The sequence below is a fragment of the Phenylobacterium aquaticum genome (assembly GCF_022695515.1).
GTDB lineage: Bacteria > Pseudomonadota > Alphaproteobacteria > Caulobacterales > Caulobacteraceae > Phenylobacterium > Phenylobacterium aquaticum.
The window spans coordinates 105,276-121,148 of record NZ_JALDPT010000005.1 but is presented as its reverse complement, the minus strand read 5'-3'; the positions used below and the strand labels follow the sequence as shown (position 1 = coordinate 121,148).

Below are 15,873 nucleotides of genomic sequence, written 5' to 3'. Positions count from 1 at the left end.
AGGGGGCGGCCCCATCCACCGCGCTTGAACTCGCCCCCTCCACCACGCTGCGCGTGGTCCCCCTCCCCCGCTTCGCAGGGGAGGATGGTCAGTGCGAATAGGCGGGGGGCAGGGCCCGGTTCAGGTCCTTGTAGCGGTCGCGGAGCTCCAGCTGGCGGGAGGTCATCGGCTGCTGCACGCCGCGGACGAAGATCGCGCTGGCCTGGCTGAGCGGCTCGAAGGGGTCGCCGGTCCAGATCACCACGTCGGCGTCCTTGCCGGGCTCGATCGAGCCGGTGCGGTCGGCGACGCCGAAGATTTTCGCCGGATTGATCGTCACCGCCGCCAGCGCGGCGGCATAGGGCATGCCGTGCGAGACGGCGTTGCCGGCGTCGTAGCGGGTCTCCCGCGCCCGGTGGCCGCCGTCGTCGGACTCGATGGCCACGGTCACCCCCGCCGCGGCGAGGCGGCCGGCGTTGTCCAGGGTCGCGCCCAACTGCTCGAAGCTCACCGAGCGGTCGCTGAGCGGATAGACCAGGACCGGAACCCCGGCCTTGGCGATCTCCGCCGCCACCATCCAGCCCTCCTCGGCGCCGTTGAGGATCACCTTGAGGTTCTCCTCGCGGGCCAGTTTCAGCACCGCCAGGATGTCGGCGGCGCGGTGCACCTCGGCGATGATCGGCATGCGGCCCTGGACCACAGGGATCAGGGCCTCGAGGTCGGCCTTGGACAGCGACAGCGCCCGGCTCTCACCCTTGTCATAGCCGGCCTTGTTGCGGGCGTAGTCGCGGACGTCCTGCAGGGCGGCCTTGAAGGCGACGAACTCGGCCCCCCGGGCGCCGCCGGCGATCTTGGCCCCGGCCTGGCCGAAGGGGACCACCATGGCGACCTTGGCCTTGGCGAGGATGTCGGATCCCTGGCCCAGAGTGACCACCGCCGCCTGGCCGGCGAACAGGGCATGGGACGGATCGGAATCCGGCGCGCCGCCGGAGGTCATCTCGTCGCCCTCGTCGGCCTCGCCGCCGCCGCCGGAGGCGTGGGGCATGACGATGGCGCTGGTCAGGCCGCCCAGGCGGGCGACCGGGATCAGGGTCGAGGCGGGGTTCAGGCCGTACTGGACGTCGAAGGCCGCGCCGAGCGCCGGGTTGGAGACCCGAAGATCGCTGCCGAGCGAGCCCACTTCCTGAGCGCCGAGCACGCTGTCGGTGGCGAAGAAGCCGGGGGTGACGACCCCGCCGGCCGCATCGATCACTCGGGCGCCGGCCGGGACGGCCACATTGGCGCCGACCGCGGCGATCTTGCCGTCGCGCAGGATGAGCGTGCCCTGGGCGATCTCACCGGCCGGTCCGGCGGTCAGGATGCGGGCGTGGGTCACGGCCACCGTTTCGGCGGCGGCGGGCAGGGCGAAGGCCGCGATGGCGGCGGCGCCCATCAGAGCTTGGCGCAGCATCAGCGGACTCCTTCGCCAGGTTGGCCGAGATCGAAGTCCGAGCGCGGCTGATAGCGGGCGTCATGGCGGTCATAGGCCACGGCGCCGTCCACATAGACCCGCTCGGTGCGGGCGTAGATCGAGAAGGGATCGTGATCCCAGATCACCACGTCGGCGCGCTTGCCGGGCTCCAGGCTGCCGGTCTGGGCGGAGATCCCGAGCGCCTTGGCCGGATTGGCGGTGATCCACTTGATCGCCTGGGCCTCGGTGATCTGCAGCCCGGCGGCGCGGCCGGCGGCCAGCGCCTCGGCGGCCTCCTGGTTCAGCCGCTGGATCAGGTCGGGGTCGTCGGACTTGATGATGGCGCAACCGCCCTTGGCCGCGTCGACCAGGGCCGCATTGGCCTCGATGCCGTCATACATCTCCATCTTGCCGCCCCACCAGTTGGCCCAGGTGGCGACGCAGGTGCCGTTGGCGGCCAGCAGATCGGCGATCTTGTAGGCCTCCACCGCATGGTGGAAGGCGGTGATGTGGTAGCCGAACTCCTTGGAGATATCGATCATCTGGGCCATTTCGTCGGCCCGGTAGCAGTGGTTCTCGACCAGGATTTCGCCCTTCAGGACGCCCACCAGGGTGTCGAGCGCCAGGTCGCGCTTGGGCGGATCGGCCTTGTCGCCGCGGCCGATCTTGGCGCGGTAGTCGTCCCACTTGCGCTGATAGTCGGCGGCGTTGATCCAGGCGGCGCGATAGCCGGCGACATTGCCCATGCGGGTGGAGGGGGCGCGGCCCTTGGAGCCATAGACCCGCTTGGGGTTCTCGCCGCAGGCCATCTTCAGCACATAGGGCGCGTCGGGGAACTTCATCCCCTGCACGGTGCGCGAGGGCACATTGCGCAGCACCACCCCGCGGCCGCCGATCAGATTGCCGGAGCCGGGCAGCACCAGGATGGTCGTCACCCCGCCGATGCGGGCGGTGTCGAATTGCGGGTCCTGCGGCCAGACCGAATGCTCGGCCCAGACCTGGGGCGTGACCGGATCGGTCAGCTCGTTGCCGTCTGAATTGGCCCAGACCTCGGGCGAGGCATATACGCCGAGATGGGAGTGGGCGTCGATCAGGCCGGGCGTCACCCACTTGCCGTGGGCGTCGACGGTGTCATAGCCGGCCGGCGCGGCGAGACCCGCGGCCACCTGCTCGACCTTGCCATCCTTGATCAGGATGGTGGCGTTCTCGACCAGCTCGCCCGTGCCGGTGAAGGCGCTGGCCCCGACAATGGCGGTCGGCCGGCTGGGCAGGGGCTTATAGGTCGAGGGGAAGGGATTGGCGCTGGCGGCGGGGTCGAGCCCCTTGGCCAGCGGCTTAGGCGGGGGCGCCTTGTCCTTCGACGCCTGGGCTGAGGGGGCGGGCTTCGCCGGGCTCCCCGTGGTGGCGCATCCGCCTATCGCCAGGCCAGCGAGAATCGCCGCCGCCGTCCGCCAAACCCGCATGGTTCGTCCCCCCTGCACTACAGGGGCGGCATAAGACACAGGCTTTGGGCGTAAGCCAAGCACAACGGCGCCGCGCGGCCGCGCCGGCCGCGCCCTCCGGCGGCGGCGCCTGTTGCGGGGGCGGCGAGCGTCGCGCCGGCCATGGATCATTCCGTTCCGAGTTCCTAAGTCTGCGGACGACTTCAAGGAGCGACGCTTTGACCCTCGAGACCAACCCTGGCGCGGATCTCTCCAATTGGCGGACCCCGCCGTTCCACGTCTGGGCGTTCCATCATCCGGCCGAGATCTTGCCGGTGGCCCGCATCGCCGGATCGGCCTCGCCCCGGCCGCTGGCCGACGCGCCGCGGTCGATGGCGGAGTTCCGGGTGACCGGCCTGGGCGGCCAGACCTTCGACTGGCCGGGCTTCCTGGAGGCGACCTCGACCGACGCCCTGGTCATCCTCAAGGACGGCGAGATCGTCAGTGAGACCTATGCGAACGGCAATGGCCCGGTCACGCCGCACATCCTGATGTCGGCCACCAAGTCGGTGACCGGGCTGATCTGCGGCGTGCTCGCCGACCAGGGGCGGATCGACCTGGAGGCCCGGGTCGCGGAAGCCTTCCCTTCGGCCGCGGCCTCCGCCTGGGGCGACGCGACCCTGCGCCAGCTCCTGGACATGCGCACCGGCGTGGTGATGGGCCCGGCCGACCTCCAGGCCTATGCCGACGCCGCCGGATGGGATCCGATCGCGCCCGACGCCCCGACCCCGGACCTGAAGACCTTCTTCGAAACCACCACGACGGGCCGCGGCGCGCACGGGGGACCGTTCAGCTACATCTCCGCCAACACCGACCTCCTGGGCCTGATCCTTGAGCGGGCGACCGGCGAGCGGTTCTCGACCCTGGTCGAGACCTTGCTCTGGGACCCCATGGGGGCGGAGACCGACGCCCAGATTACTGTCGACCGCGCCGGCGCGGCGCGCTGCACGGGCGGGATCTGCGCCACCGCCCGGGACCTGGCGCGGCTCGGCCAGTTGGTGGCGGACGGCGGCGTGCGCGACGGCCGCCGGATCCTGCCCGCCGCCTGGCTGGAGGACCTGTGGGCCGGCGGCGACCGCCAGGCCTGGCGGCAGGGACAGTTCGCCCCCGCCTTCCCGGGCCGCGAGATGAGCTATCGCAGCGGCTGGTATCGCATCGACGGCGACCCCGACCTGCTGTTCGCCATGGGCGTGCACGGCCAGAACCTGTTCATCGACCGCGCCCGCGGCCTGGTGATCGCCAAGCTGTCCTCGATCGGCAATCCCTTCGATCCCCGCGTGGTGACCCTGATCCATCGCGGGGCGGACGAGCTCTGCCGCTACCTCGCGGACTAGGCGCTCCTCAGGCGGTCGGCCAGGGCTTGGGCCCGTTTGAGGAAGCCGGCCTGCATCGGTTCGATCACCGCCCGGACATCGGCGGGCGCGGTCGCGAGCGCGCCCGCATTGAACGGCGGGTGAGGGTCATATTCGGCCTGCAGCTGCACGCCCTCGGCGTAGAAGCGGTCCCGCAGCTCGGCGATCATGGCCAGGCCGAAGTCGAGGCCGGCGGTGACGCCCGCGCCCGTGACGCGGTTGCGGTCGCGGACCACCCGACCCTCGGCGAGCGTGGCGCCGAAGCTCGGCAGCACGTCGCGCGCCGCCCAGTGGGTGGTGGCGCGATAGCCGTTGAGCAGGCCTGCAGCCCCCAGGATCAGCGCTCCGGTGCAGACCGAGGTGACATAGGTCGCCCGCGCGCCGCGATCGGCCATGAAGGCCCGGGTCTCGTCATCGGCCATGGCGGCCAGGGTTCCGTCCGTCCCGCCAGGGGCGAACAGGACCGTGAGGTCCCTGGGACAGTCCTTGAAGGTGGTGGTCGGCGTGATCGTGACCCCGGTGTCGCTGGTCACCGGCGCGAGGTTCTTGGCGACCAGGTGCACGTGGGCGCCCATCAGACTGGCGAACATGTGCTGCGGGGCGATCAGGTCGAGCGCGGTCATGCGCGGATAGACCAGCATGGCGATCTGGTCCGGTCGCGACCAGGACTTGAAGTCCGGGCGACGGGGCGCCGGGACGGGATCGGCGCCGGCGGGTTGGCCGGCGAGGGGGGCGGCGAGCGCGGCCATGGCGAGAACCCTGCGATTGATGTGAGGCATGAAGACGTCTCCTAGGACGCGGCGCGGGACCGGGGCCGGAGCCCCAGCCAGGTCCGTACGCCGGGCGTCCAGCGCAGGATGAGCTGCTCGACCAGGGCGACCGCCACGAGCGATGCGCCGAGCACCGGCAGGAACACCGCGAAGGCCAGGATCAGCAGGCCCAGGCCCCAGGACAGCCGCCGGTCGTCCAGGATCGCCGGCGCCCCCAGCCGCCCCTCAGGCCGGCGCGTCCACCACATGACCAGACCCGAGACGCTGAGCGTGATCATGCCCAGGGCGGCGACGAGACCCAGCAACTGGTTGGGCAGGCCGAACAGCTGGCCCTCGTGGGCGGCGACGCCGACCGCCACCACCCGGTCGACCAGGGGCTTGTCGGCGAAGGTCTGGCGGCTCAGCCGCCAACCCTGGGCGTCAAAGGCGATCTCCTGGCGCAGAGGGCGGTTCTGGGCGTCAGACTTGACGGTCCAGTTGGCCGAGGCCTTGCGGCCATGCTTGCCGGGCGGAGAGACCAGGGCCGGATAGGCCAGGTTCATCTGAGCGGCCTGAGGAACGATCAGGTTCAGGGCCGCATAGTCGCCGCGCATGATGTGGTCGTGGCCGCTCATGCCCTTCATCCCGGCCATCCCCGCCATGCCGCCCATGCCCTCGTGATCGGCGTGGGGATCGTCGGGCGCCGCCGCGCCGGCCGTCGGCCAGTCGGCGGGCAGGGCGTGCGGCACGGCCGCGGTTCTGAGCGCCTTGAAGCCCTGGCCCCAGACCTGGGTCCAGGGCAGGGCGGTGAGCAGCAGGAACAGCGCCAGGCCCGAGATCCAGACGCCCGTGACGGCGTGCAGGTCGCGCCAGAACAGCCGGCCGCCCAGCCTGGGATAGAGCACCCCGGCCAGGCCCTGGGCTTCCCGGGGCCACCAGAGATAAAGGCCGGTCAGCACCATGACCAAGGCCCATGAGCCGGCCAGCTCGACCAGGATCGAACCGTTTCTCCCCATCAGCAGTTCGCCGTGGATGTCGTGGGCGATGGCCATGAACCGGGCCTTTTCCGGCACGGTCTTCAGCACCTCCAGGGTCTGGGGGTTGAGATAGACCCGCACGTCCTGGCCACCGGCCCTGACGATCACCTGGGTCGCCTGATCCGGCGTCTGGGGCAGCTGGTAGGCCTTGAGCCGTCCCCCCGGGAGCGAGCCCGCAGCCGCGAGCGCCTGGGCCTCCGGCGAGGCGACCGGGCCGGTCAGACGCAGATGGGCGTAGGGGGCGTCGAGCGCCGCCTCCACCTGGGGCTTGAACAGATAGATCGCCCCGGTGATCGCCAGGATCAGGACGAAGGGCACGCAGAACAGACCGGCATAGAAGTGCCAGCGCCAGATCAGCCGGTGCAGGAGGATGCGACGGGTCGCTTGCTCACGATCGGTCATGGCGCTCACCAGCGGGTCTTGAGGTCGAGGACATAGGTCCGCTGCGGCAGGGGGTGCGCTACATAGGCCTGGTCGTTGTTGAGGTTGTCGACGCCCAGGCTGACCTGCGCCTTGTCGGTGACATCCCACGACAGGCGGCCGTCGATCGTGAAGTACTCCGACTGGAACCCGTAGGCGTCGCCGCGGCTCAGGCCGAACAGGTCGGAATTGGGCCGGGTGGCGTAGCGCCAGCCCAGCGAGGCCTTCAGCCGGTCAGTGATCCGGTAGCGCAGGTTGCCGTTCGACCGCCATTCCGGGATGCGCGGGAACATCACCCCCTCGGCGGCCGGGGCGGCGGCGTTGCGGATGGTCTTGGCGCTCATCCACGAGGCGTTGGCGTCGATGTCCAGGCCCGTGATCAGGACGTCGGCAGCCTCGACGATCAGCTCGACCCCGTACTGCCGCACCTTGTCGACGTTCTTGTAGGAGGAGACGACGGTTCCGTACGGATTGAGGCCGCTGAAGCTGAAGATGGCGTCGTCGATGTCCTGGTAGAACAGGCTGGTGGTGGTCCGCACCCGCCCGAAGCTGCGGCGCAGGATCACGCTCGCGTCCTTGGATTTTTCCGGCTTGAGGTTGGGATCGAAGCTCTGGGGATCGATCTGGCGGGTCACGTCGTCGATCCGCCCCTGGAACAGCTCGCCGACCGTCGGGAACCGCTCGGCCGTGCCCAGGCTGACCTGGATCTCCCAGTCGCCCGGCAGCGGACCTTGCAGGCTGAGCTTGGGGCTGACCGAATTGTCGTCGCGGCTGGGATAGCGGCTGTCGACGCGGGCGCCGTTCAAGAGCTTGCCGATCCCGCCGTCGTAGGCCCGCCACTGGTCGAAGCGCAGGCCGCCGGTCAGCCGCCAGTCATGGCCGATATCGATGACGTCCTCGGCGAAAACCCCCCAGAGGCTGGTCTTGCCATAGGTCGAGGCCGAATAGACCGGGTTCGTCGCGTCCTTCCAGCGGGCGGTCGAATAGGTGTCCTGGTTGGTCTCATAGAGGTTGGCGTTGAAGCCGACCGCCACCCTGTGGACCCCGAAGCTTCGTTCCAGGGTTCCGTCGGCGGTGCTCCAGCCGGGCGTGCGGCCGAGCGTCTGGGTCCCGCCCCCGTTGGCGGCGCCGGTCAGATAGTCCTTGGAGGTCCGGGCGTCCTGCCGGGCGATCCAGTAGCGGGAGAGGTTCAGGGCGCTGTCCCAGCCGGCCAGGGGACCGGCGAGCTTGGCGCCGACCAGATATTCCGTGCGGTCGGTCTCCGAGAGGGTCAGGCCGGTGGCGTTCCAGGTCTTGCCGCCATAGCTGACCTTGCCCTGATAGACCGGGTTTCCGGCGGCGTCCTTCAGGAAGCTGCGGGCGTCGGTCAGGTCCTGGTTGGTCGTCCAGATGAAGCCCATGGCCTGGGCGGTCCAGCCGTTGTCGGCCGCGTAGCCGACCCTCAGCCGGACCTGGTCCTGCAGCACGTGGGCGGGGGAGGCGGCGCCGAACACCGGGGTCGCCAGCCGCTTGTCGTCATAGGCCCCGGTCACCGGCGTCCCGGTCCCGGTGGTCGCCGTGAGCAAATTGTAGGTCATGGACTGGCCGACATTGTCGAAATGCCGGACGCCGGCGCGGACACTCCAGGGGCCGGAGGTGTGGGAGAGGCCGCCCTCGAAGCTGTAGCCCTCGAAGGTCTGGTCGAAGCCGTACTCCTTGAACGGCATGACCATGGTCTGGGCGGTGGCGTAGACCTCCTGGCCCTCGGGTTCGCGGGTGGTGACCGAGATCACCCCGCCCATGGAGTTGCCGCCATAGCGGGCGGAATAGGGTCCATAGACGATGTCGAACTGGCGCACCTCGGAGGGGCCGACCACGTTCCACTTGGGCGGATAGTCGTAGCGGTTGCCGAGGAAGTTCGAGACCACGAAGCCGTCCACCAGCACCAGGGTGCGGGCCGACTGGACGGTGTTGGCGCCGCGCAGGGCGACCACGGCGTTGTCGTCGCCGGCGAAGCGTTTGCGCACGAAGAAGTTCGGCGCGTACTTCATCAGGTCCTCGACGTTCAGGGCGTTGATCGCCTCGAACTCGGTCTTGCCGAGGCTGACCGAGAGGCCGCGGGGCTGGACGGTGATGGGCCTGTCGCCCTGGCCGACCACCAGCACCTCGCTGATATCTGTGGCGGGGTCGGCTTCCGCGGCGTGGGCGGTGAGGGGCAGGGCGAAGAGGGCCGCGACGGCGGCGGAGCGCATCAGGCGCTGTTGAGACATGGGGGGTTCCCGCAATCCAAACGGAGGTCGCCGGCCGCGCGAAGGCGGGCCGGGGCGAAGTCGGCGTTCAGATCCGGGCGGGCGGGCCGGTGGTCGGCGGCGGCGGCGCGGCCAGGCCAAGGCCCGGGCGCTGGGTGGTGAGCAGGGGCGCGACGGCGACCTGGGCCAGCCGTTGCGGGATCAGCACGGCGACCAGCGCCGGCGCGACCGCCGAGACCGTGGCCGCGGCGAAGGTGCAGGGGTGGCTGGTCTTGCCGTCCGACCTGTGGTCGCCGCCGCCCTGGCCGGCCTCGACCTTATGGCCATTGGCGTCGAGGGTGACGGTCATCGCCCCCTGGCCGGTGCAGATGACGATGGTCGGCAGGGACGCGCGGTCCGGCGACAGCATGAAGCCGGTGGGGAACAGCAGGCGCACGAACAGCGCCAGCGCCGCGAGCGTCAGCCCCGCCGCATGTCGCCGATCCCTGATCTGGCCCCCGAGCATGTCCGGCGCCATAGACCCGGCGGGCGGGGCTTGTCCAGAGGTCAACTGTCCCGGAGAACGCCGGTCTCAGGCTGACGTTCGGTCATCAAAGGCTTGCCATTTTTCAAACGCCCGTTCATCAGCATGCCGCCATGTCCGACGATCTGACCGATGTCCAAAGCGCCGTCGTCCCCGACGGCTTTGTGATCAATCTCTGGCAGCGCGGCTTTGGCCGCACGGTCGGCCCCTTCTATTCGAAACGCGACCCGGTCACCCAGGCCGAGGTCATGGCCTTCCGGGTCGAGGAGCACCACGCCAACGGCATGAACAACTGCCATGGCGGCATGCTGATGAGCTTCGCCGACATGGCCTGGGGCCGGGTCATTTCCAACACCCGCGAGATCGGCTGGGTGACGGTCAGGCTGACCACCGATTTCATGTCCGGCGCCCATATGGGCGACTGGGTGGAGGGCGACAGCGAGATTGTCGCCGAGCAGGACGACGTCTTCACCGTCCGGGGCCGGATCTGGTGCGCGGACCGCACCCTGATGACCGGGACCGGGGTCTATAAGGGTATCCGTTCGATCTCGCGCAAGCCGGGCGAACGCGAGGCGCGGGGGTAGAACATGGCTTTGGATCCGGCGATCAAGGAAGGCGCGCCCGTCGGTTACGACGACCACCCGATCCATTCCGAACCCGGCGCCCTGCCGCCGGAGGTCCAGGCCCCGCTGGCGCCCTTCCAGGGCCGGGAGCCCGACGCGCCCAAGTGGTTCACCGACGCCATCGCCAAGGAGCCGGAGCGCAGCTTCGTCACCTCGCTGGGCACCAAGATCGAGGTCCTGACCTGGGGCGAGGTCGGCAAGCCCGGCCTGCTGCTGGCCCACGGCAATTCGGCCCACGCCGACTGGTGGAGCTTCATCGCGCCGTTCCTGGCCGAGGATTATCGCGTCGCCTCCATGTCGCTCGCCGGCATGGGCGCGTCGGACTGGCGCGAAAGCTACGCCTTCCAGGACTTCGCCGAGGACGCGGAGGCCGTGGCCCAGGCCGCGGGCCTGTACGAGGGTGGCCGAAAGCCGATCTATATCGGCCACTCCTTCGGCGGCTCCCAGGTGTTCTTCGCCGCGGCCCTGCATCCGGAGCGGATGCATGCGGCGATCCTGGTCGACACTGGCTTCGGCGGCCCGCCGCCCGGCTCGGAGGAGGCCAAGCGCTTCGAGGCCCGCAACATCCCGACCGTGGATCGCGCCAACAAGGTCTATCCGGACGTGAAGTCGGCGCTCGCCCGCTTCCGCTTCATGCCCCCACAGGCGGCGGGCAATCTGTTCGTGGCCGATTTCATCGCGCGGCGCTCGCTCAAGACCGTGCCGCTGCCCGATGGGTCCGGCGAGGGCTACACTTGGCGCTTCGATCCGGGCATGTGGAACAAGCTCGACCGCTCGGTGATGATGGGCATGACCGCCGACGGTCCGCCCAAGGTCACCCTGCCGCTGGCCCACATCTATGGCGACCGGTCGGTGGTGATGTCGCGGCGCAAGAGCGGCCAGCCTTCGCCCCTGCCGGACGACATCCTGGAAATCGCCATCCCCGATTCGGCCCACCACATCATGGTCGACCAGCCGCTCGCCCTGATCGCGGCGCTCCGCGCCCTGCTCAGCGTCTGGCCATCCTGACCGCGAAGTGGGGCTGCGGCCACGCGGCCGCTTGAGCAAGGGCGTGGGTGCGTGTATCCGGGCCTCCTTCCGTTTTCTGACCACAGAGAGACGCCACAGACATGGCTTCCGAATTTCACCGCGGCGAGATGGACATCTCCGAACAGGTCGCCACCTTCCACCTGTTCAATGGCATGACCAAGTGGGGCTCCCTGGCTCTGGCCGCCCTGCTGACGCTGCTCGTCCTGTGGTTCTGCACCCCGGCCGGCTTCCTGGCGGGCTTCGTCTCGGCCGCCGTCCTGGTGGTGATCGGCGTGATCGTCCTGCGCGAAAAGCCCGAAGCGGCCCACTAGGCCGCGCGGTGCGACGCCTTCTCCTGCCGCAGGGGAAGGCGATGCAGAAATTCTGTCAAACAGACGTTTGAATCTCACGACCTGTTCGCTGGACAGGGTTGGGTGACGAAACTAAGGTCCCTCGGCTTTCGCCTGAGGGGGGACCTGACGAATGGCCTTGATCGCCGTCACCAAGGAGAGCCGCGCTGGGGAGACCCGTGTGGCCGCCACGCCGGAGACGGTGAAGAAACTGATCGCGGCGGGATTCGCCGTGACGGTGGAAGCCGGCGCCGGCCTTGCCGCCTCCTATCCCGACGCCGACTATGAAGCGGCCGGCGCGAGCCTCGCCAAGACCGCCAAGGCGGCGGTCGAAAAGGCCGACATCCTGTTCAAGGTGCGCGCGCCCTCGGACGCCGAGATCGCCGCCTTGAAGTCGGGCGCGATCGTCGCGGCCATGCTCAATCCCTATCAGGAGAAGGCGACGCTCGAGGCCCTGGCGGCCAAGGGCGCGACCGCCTTCGCCATGGAGTTCATTCCGCGGATCACCCGGGCCCAGGTGATGGACGTGCTGTCCTCCCAGGCCAATCTCGCCGGCTATCGCGCCGTGATCGAGGGCGCGGAGGCCTTCGGCAAGGCCATGCCGATGATGATGACCGCCGCCGGCACCGTCGCCGCGGCCAAGGTCTTCGTCATGGGGGTCGGCGTCGCCGGCCTGCAGGCCATCGCCACCGCGCGGCGTCTCGGCGCCGTCGTCACCGCCACCGACGTGCGGCCCGCCACCAAGGAACAGGTCGAGAGCCTGGGCGCCAAGTTCCTCGCCGTCGAGGACGAGGAGTTCAAGAACGCCCAGACCGCCGGCGGCTACGCCAAGGAGATGAGCGCGGAATACCAGGCCAAGCAGGCGGCCCTGGTCTCCAGTCACATCGCCAAGCAGGACATCGTCATCACCACCGCCCTGATCCCGGGCCGTCCGGCGCCCAAGCTGGTCAGCGCCGAGCAGGTCGCCTCCATGCGCCCGGGCTCGATCCTGGTCGACCTGGCCATCGAGCAGGGCGGCAATGTCGAGGGCGCCAAGCTGGGCGAGGTCGTGACCACCGCCAACGGCGCCAAGATCCTGGGTATTCCCAACCTGCCCGGCCGCATCGCGGTCGACGCCTCGGCGCTCTACGCCCGCAACCTGTTCGCCTTCGCCGGCCTGTTCCTGAACAAGGAGGGCGCTTTCGCCCCCGACTTCGAGGACGAGATCCTGAAGGCGGCCCTGGTCACCCAGGGCGGCGCGATCGTCCACCCGTCGCTTAAAGCCTGATTTCGGAGGTCCCTATGGAAGCCGTAGATCCCACAGTCTTCCGCCTGGCCATCTTCGTGCTGGCGATCTTCGTCGGTTACTACGTGGTCTGGAGCGTGACGCCCGCCCTGCACACCCCGCTGATGGCGGTGACCAACGCCATCTCGTCGGTGATCATCGTCGGCGCGCTTCTCGCCGCCTCGGCGCATGGCGTCGGCGGCGGAGCCCTGACCGGCAGCGTGTTGATCTCCAAGGGGGCCGGTGCGGTCGCCGCCGCCTTCGCCGCCGTGAACATCTTCGGCGGCTTCCTGGTCACCCAGCGCATGCTGGCCATGTACAAGAAGAAGGACAAGGCGAAGTGAGCGCGAACCTGGCAGCCATCGCCTATCTGATCTCGGGCGTCCTCTTCATCCTGGCCCTGCGGGGCCTGTCGTCTCCGACCACCAGCCAGGCGGGCAACCGCAACGGCATGATCGGCATGGCCATCGCCGTCGGCGTGACCCTGCTGACCCTGTTCAGCCAGGGCAAGCTGGACGCCATCACGCTGGGCCTGATCGTCGGCGGCGTCGCCGTCGGCGGGACGGTGGGCGCGGTGATCGCGCGTCGGGTCGCCATGACCTCGATGCCGCAGCTGGTCGCCACCTTCCACAGCCTGGTGGGCGCGGCGGCCTGTCTGGTGGCGGTCGCCGCCATCTACACCCCGGCCGCCTACGGGATCCTGGGGGACAATGGCCACATCCACCTGAACTCGCTCGTCGAGCTGTCGCTCGGCCTCGCGATCGGGGCCATCACCCTGACGGGCTCGATCATCGCGGCGCTCAAGCTGAACGGCAACATGTCGGGCGCGCCGATCCTGCTGCCGGCCCGCCACCTGCTGAATATCGTCATCGCGCTCGCCATCGTGGGCCTGGTGGTGCTGCTGGTGATGAGCGGCGGGACCGCCATCTGGGCCTTCTGGGCCATCGCCGCGCTCAGCCTGCTGATCGGCGTCACCTTGATCATCCCGATCGGCGGCGCCGACATGCCGGTCGTGGTCTCCATGCTGAACAGCTATTCCGGCTGGGCGGCGGCGGCGCTCGGCTTCACGCTCGAGAACATCACCCTGATCATCACCGGCGCCCTGGTGGGCTCGTCCGGCGCGATCCTCAGCTACATCATGTGCAAGGCGATGAACCGCAGCTTCATCTCCGTGATCCTGGGCGGCTTCGGCGCCGAGGACGCGGCGGCGGCGGGCGGCGGCAAGGTCGAGACCGGCCGGTCAAGCAGGGTTCGGCCGACGACGCGGCCTTCATCATGAAGAACGCCTCGAAGGTGATCATCGTCCCCGGCTACGGCATGGCCGTCAGCCAGGCCCAGCACGCGCTGCGCGAAATGGCCGACAAGCTCAAGGAAGAGGGCGTGGAGGTGAAGTACGCCATCCACCCCGTCGCCGGCCGCATGCCCGGCCACATGAACGTGCTGCTGGCCGAGGCCAATGTGCCCTATGACGAGGTCTTCGAGCTGGAAGACATCAACGCCGAGTTCCCGACGGCCGACGTGGCCTTCGTGATCGGCGCCAATGACGTCACCAACCCGGCCGCCAAGACCGACCCGACCAGCGCCATCTACGGCATGCCGATCCTCGACGTGGAAAAGGCCCGCACCGTGCTGTTCGTGAAGCGCGGCATGAGCTCCGGCTATGCCGGGGTCGAGAACGAACTGTTCTTCCGCGACAACACCATGATGCTGTTCGGCGACGCCAAGAAGATGGTCGAAGGCATTCTGAAGGGCCTCTAGGCCCGCAGGGCTCCTCCCCTCGGGGAGGAGCCCGTCGGCGCTGCGCCGGTTTGTCGCCCCCCGTTTAACGGTTTATCCGCCCAATCCGGTCCATGAAGGGCCCGACAAGAGCCGGCCGCCGTCAGGGCGTGACCGGGCGCGTGGGGACTTCGGGTTTGACGGACAGGCCTTCAGGGCATGGATTTGCGGGCTGGGCGCTGACGCTCGGCGGGGCGGGCGCGCTTGCGCTGGCCCTCATCGCCGTGGCCCATGCCGCCCTGCCGGCCCAGATCCGTCCCCAGACCGCCCAGGCGGCGGACGCCATAGCCGACCCTGAGCCTGAGACGGATCCGCCGTCCGGGCCCGCGTTTCTGGCCTTCGGCCAACCGGTGCCGGGACGCAAGATCATCTCCCCCTGGGGCCTGCGCAAGCTGCCCTGGGAAGACCATGGACGCCTGCATGCGGGCGTCGACATCGCGGCAGGCGCCGGCGAGCACGTCCTGGCCGTGGCCGAGGGCAAGGTGGTCAATCGCGGCGTGGCCATGGGCTATGGCAACTTCATCGAGGTCCGCCATCCCGGCGGCCTGACCAGCTTCTACGCCCATCTGGGGTCGGTGGAGCGGCGCATGAAGATCGGGACGCCGGTCCTGGCCGGCACGCCGATCGCCCGCATCGGCAATGGCGGCACCTCGACCGGGCCGCACCTGCACCTGGAAATCCGCCACGACGGGGAGCCGATCAATCCGATCCTGTTCCTCAATCGCCGGTTCCAGACCCCCGCCGACCTGCCGGTGGAGATGGCGACCAATATCTCGCCCCGCGTCCGCATCGCCTATGTCTCGACGATCCCGCAGAGCAAGCGCGAGATCATGCAGGAAAAGCTCGACAAGGCCCGGGGCGGCAAGCGCCACCGCCGCCTGCCGCACGACCTGCAGCTCGCGGAGCTGGCGCTGCGCAACAGCGCCGACTGAGGCAGGCGCGCGGGCCGTCGGCCCGGTGATTCGGTCTCGAAATCTGCGCGATCCCGTCAAAAACCAGCGTTTGCTCACCACGCTTGCCGTGGCCGAAGCTTGGGCGCAGGCTTACCCCAATAAATAGGGGGAGACGACCATGCGTTGTGTCACGAGCGGGCTCATGCTCGCGTCGGTTCTTGTGCTGTCCGGCCTGGCCGGGTGCTCCAAGTCGGAGCAGGCGGCCGCGCCGGCTGCGCCCGCGGCCTTTTCCCTGCCGGCGGCCGAGGGCGAGGACGGGGTGATGACCGCCCAGACCGCGACGGTTCAAGGCGAAAAGGGCTATGCCGCCAAGGTGGCGGTGACGCCGATCTGGCGGGTTCAGGGCGGGGTGATGAACATCACCTGGTACGCCGGCCTGTCCCAGACCAAGCGGTTCTTCAACATCTCCGAGGAGACCGGCGATCCCAAGGGCAAGCCGACCTGGGTGACCAATCCTGAGCAGGGGGTCCGGGCCGTCCGCGTGAAGTTCGACGGCGGCGCGCCGGCCGCGGTCAAGCCGACCACCACCCGCGCCCAGTTCCCGACGCCGGCGGGCGCCAAGGCGGTGACCGAGGTCGAGATCGACTATGGAGATCCCAAGGCGCCCCAGACCCTCGTCTGGAAATAGGGCGCGGCGACGCTTGCGCTGGGCGGGCGGGGGCTCATAAGTCTGGGCCTCC

At 69.4% G+C, this 15,873-nt stretch carries 14 protein-coding genes and 1 pseudogene; 9 read left to right on the top strand and 6 right to left on the bottom strand.

The annotated features are described in order from the left end of the window. Positions 1-88: 88 nt before the first annotated feature. The gene (locus MQH10_RS05675) at positions 89-1,429 is read right to left on the bottom strand and encodes an amidohydrolase family protein (RefSeq protein WP_242563099.1); all 1,341 of its coding nucleotides are present in this window, start codon (positions 1,427-1,429) and stop codon (positions 89-91) included. Beyond that, on the bottom strand, positions 1,429-2,892 hold the full coding sequence (locus MQH10_RS05670) for an amidohydrolase (protein ID WP_242563098.1): 1,464 nt from the start codon (positions 2,890-2,892) through the stop codon (positions 1,429-1,431). Before MQH10_RS05670 ends, MQH10_RS05675 begins: the two co-directional genes overlap by 1 nt. Before the next feature lie 197 nt (positions 2,893-3,089). On the opposite strand from MQH10_RS05670, the gene MQH10_RS05665 reads away from it, so the two are divergent. Then, positions 3,090-4,244 carry a serine hydrolase domain-containing protein gene (locus MQH10_RS05665; protein WP_242563097.1) on the top strand — a complete coding sequence of 385 codons (1,155 nt, stop codon included), beginning with the start codon at positions 3,090-3,092 and terminating at the stop codon, positions 4,242-4,244. Here MQH10_RS05665 and MQH10_RS05660 read toward each other — a convergent pair. The 4 genes from MQH10_RS05660 to MQH10_RS05645 all read right to left on the bottom strand — a co-directional run bounded on the left by MQH10_RS05660 (position 4,241) and on the right by MQH10_RS05645 (position 9,201). Next, positions 4,241-5,041, bottom strand: a complete 801-nt coding sequence (locus MQH10_RS05660) for a DJ-1/PfpI family protein (RefSeq protein ID WP_242563096.1) — start codon at positions 5,039-5,041, stop codon at positions 4,241-4,243. The genes MQH10_RS05665 and MQH10_RS05660 overlap by 4 nt on opposite strands. Positions 5,042-5,052: 11 nt before the next feature. After that, positions 5,053-6,450, bottom strand: coding sequence for a PepSY-associated TM helix domain-containing protein (locus MQH10_RS05655; protein WP_242563095.1), 1,398 nt, complete (start codon positions 6,448-6,450; stop codon positions 5,053-5,055). Between the two features lie 5 nt (positions 6,451-6,455). Then, on the bottom strand, positions 6,456-8,717 hold the full coding sequence (locus MQH10_RS05650) for a TonB-dependent receptor (protein WP_242563094.1): 2,262 nt from the start codon (positions 8,715-8,717) through the stop codon (positions 6,456-6,458). A 67-nt stretch (positions 8,718-8,784) separates the two neighbouring features. After that, complete coding sequence (locus MQH10_RS05645) at positions 8,785-9,201, bottom strand: DUF2946 family protein (protein ID WP_242563093.1); 417 nt, start codon at positions 9,199-9,201, stop codon at positions 8,785-8,787. Positions 9,202-9,332: 131 nt separating this feature from the next. On the opposite strand from MQH10_RS05645, the gene MQH10_RS05640 reads away from it, so the two are divergent. The 8 genes and pseudogenes from MQH10_RS05640 (at position 9,333) to MQH10_RS05605 (ending at position 15,821) form a co-directional block, all read left to right on the top strand. Further along, positions 9,333-9,803, top strand: a complete 471-nt coding sequence (locus MQH10_RS05640) for a PaaI family thioesterase (RefSeq protein WP_242563092.1) — start codon at positions 9,333-9,335, stop codon at positions 9,801-9,803. Between the two features lie 3 nt (positions 9,804-9,806). Then, a complete protein-coding gene (locus MQH10_RS05635) occupies positions 9,807-10,850 on the top strand; it encodes an alpha/beta fold hydrolase (RefSeq protein ID WP_242563091.1) in 1,044 nt (347 codons plus the stop codon). Positions 10,851-10,951: 101 nt separating this feature from the next. Beyond that, positions 10,952-11,182 (top strand): aa3-type cytochrome c oxidase subunit IV, encoded by a 231-nt coding sequence (locus MQH10_RS05630; RefSeq protein WP_242563090.1) that lies wholly within the window; start codon positions 10,952-10,954, stop codon positions 11,180-11,182. A gap of 151 nt (positions 11,183-11,333) precedes the next feature. After that, entirely contained in the window at positions 11,334-12,467 is a 1,134-nt protein-coding gene (locus MQH10_RS05625; RefSeq protein ID WP_242563089.1) for a Re/Si-specific NAD(P)(+) transhydrogenase subunit alpha, read from the top strand. A 14-nt stretch (positions 12,468-12,481) separates the two neighbouring features. After that, entirely contained in the window at positions 12,482-12,808 is a 327-nt protein-coding gene (locus MQH10_RS05620) for a proton-translocating transhydrogenase family protein (protein ID WP_242563088.1), read from the top strand. Beyond that, a pseudogene (locus tag MQH10_RS05615) lies at positions 12,805-14,222 on the top strand (NAD(P)(+) transhydrogenase (Re/Si-specific) subunit beta). Before MQH10_RS05620 ends, MQH10_RS05615 begins: the two are co-directional and overlap by 4 nt. A 155-nt stretch (positions 14,223-14,377) precedes the next feature. After that, positions 14,378-15,172 (top strand): M23 family metallopeptidase, encoded by a 795-nt coding sequence (locus tag MQH10_RS05610; protein ID WP_242563087.1) that lies wholly within the window; start codon positions 14,378-14,380, stop codon positions 15,170-15,172. Between the two features lie 163 nt (positions 15,173-15,335). Continuing rightward, the gene (locus MQH10_RS05605) at positions 15,336-15,821 is read left to right on the top strand and encodes a hypothetical protein (protein WP_242563086.1); all 486 of its coding nucleotides are present in this window, start codon (positions 15,336-15,338) and stop codon (positions 15,819-15,821) included. The last annotated feature ends 52 nt before the right edge of the window (positions 15,822-15,873 follow it).